The sequence below is a fragment of the Gardnerella sp. 26-12 genome, assembly GCF_001660745.1.
GTDB lineage: Bacteria > Actinomycetota > Actinomycetes > Actinomycetales > Bifidobacteriaceae > Bifidobacterium > Bifidobacterium swidsinskii.
Genome location: NZ_LWSR01000145.1, coordinates 1 through 1651, shown reverse-complemented (window position 1 = coordinate 1651; position 1651 = coordinate 1). Strand labels below are relative to the sequence as shown.

General features: G+C 38.9%; 1 protein-coding gene. It reads right to left on the bottom strand.

What is annotated here, in order from left to right; genetic code table 11:
• Positions 1-1541, bottom strand: a 1541-nt coding sequence (locus A5295_RS05915) for an FAD-binding protein (protein WP_064622163.1), incomplete at its 3' end; no start/stop codon positions are given.
• Positions 1542-1651 lie beyond the last annotated feature (110 nt).

Genomic DNA, 1651 nt, shown 5'->3' with positions numbered 1-1651 from the left:
GGATTATATTCTTCTTCTATTTGTGAGAATTCGTCGTTATAGCTGTTGTCTGTAAAATCTGTAGCTTGATTCGCACTTGTTTTCATAAGCTGATTAAGCTCATTATTTCTTTGTTTATATAAGACTTGTAGCGCAGTATTATTTGAGAAAGTTTTATTGGTTTCGTTGGTTTCGTTGGTTTTGTTACTGTTAGTTTCGTCATCCTTGTTTAAGTTTTTCAATTCTTTTGCTATTGTTGCTCCCGCGCGATTTCCAAAAAGGCATGCGTCAAGCAAGGAGTTTCCTCCTAATCGATTAGCTCCGTGCACTCCTACGCATGAGCATTCTCCGGCAGCGTATAAACCATAAACAATAGTTTGGTTGTTATTTTGCCATCTATATACTTTTCCATCCAAAGTTATCGGTATTCCGCCCATTGTGTAGTGAGCTGTAGGACGAATTGGGACTAAATCGCAAGTTGGGTCAAGATGAGCATATTTTTCAATAGTTTCTGTGACTTGTGGCAAGTATTCTAACATATTTTCCCGGCTGATATGTGTCATATCTAGCCAAACGCAATCATTATGTGAATTGCTTTGTTGCGTAGTTGTTGAATCGTTTACACCTCTGCCTTCGCGAATTTCTTGGGCAATTGCACGAGAAACAACATCTCTTGGAGCTAAATCTGCATGTACTTCATCGTATTTTTTCATAAAAGCTTCGCCATTTGAGTTCCTAAGCACGCCGCCTTCAGCTCTTGCTGCTTCTGAAAGCAGAATACCAGTATGAGCTAGTCCAGTAGGGTGGAATTGAATGAACTCGCAGTCTTCAAGTTGTAATCCTGCTTTTAAAGCTAAAGCCATGCCATCGCCTGTTAAATCCCACGAATTAGATGTTGTTGCAAATAATCTTCCCGATCCGCCTGTAGCTAAAAGTAGGAATCTAGACTTTATTGCTCGCAAGTTTCCTGCAGATAAATCAAATGCAACAATTCCTTCAACGCTCATAGTTTGATCGTTTATAGCAACATCTGTTACGTAACAATCTTCAGCAAATACAATATTCTCGGAAACACATTGTTGCCATAAGCTATGTAAAATTTGGTGACCAATACGATCTGCAGCAAAAGCTGCACGTTCAATTGGATTCTTTCCAAAATTAGCAGTATGTCCACCAAAACGGCGTTGGTTAATATATCCATTTTGTGTTCGAGAAAATGCTACGCCATCATGTTCAAGCTGAATAACTGTTTTTGGTGCTTCTTTTGCAAGTAGCTTTGCTGCATCTTGATCGCTTAGCCAATCTCCGCCATGAACTGTGTCATAATAATGCCATTGCCATTTGTCGTGCTCTACATTCCCAAGGCTTGCTGCTATACCTCCTTCAGCAGAACCCGTGTGTGAACGCAATGCTGGCACTTTAGAAATCACTAAAATTGATGGTGTTTTTCCTTCTTTTTTCATGCATGCGTATTCTTCGGATTTAATTAATCCTAGTGCTGCAGATAATCCTGCAGCTCCAGCGCCAACAATAATAACATCGTAGTATTCGCTTGATTGCATACTTTTATTTTCTCACATATCTTGTATTGAGCGCGTTATTTTACGCTACTTTTTGCTGTGATAATGTTAAATTTTCTTTATTTTGTACAATAATTCCTTCCAATTCTATC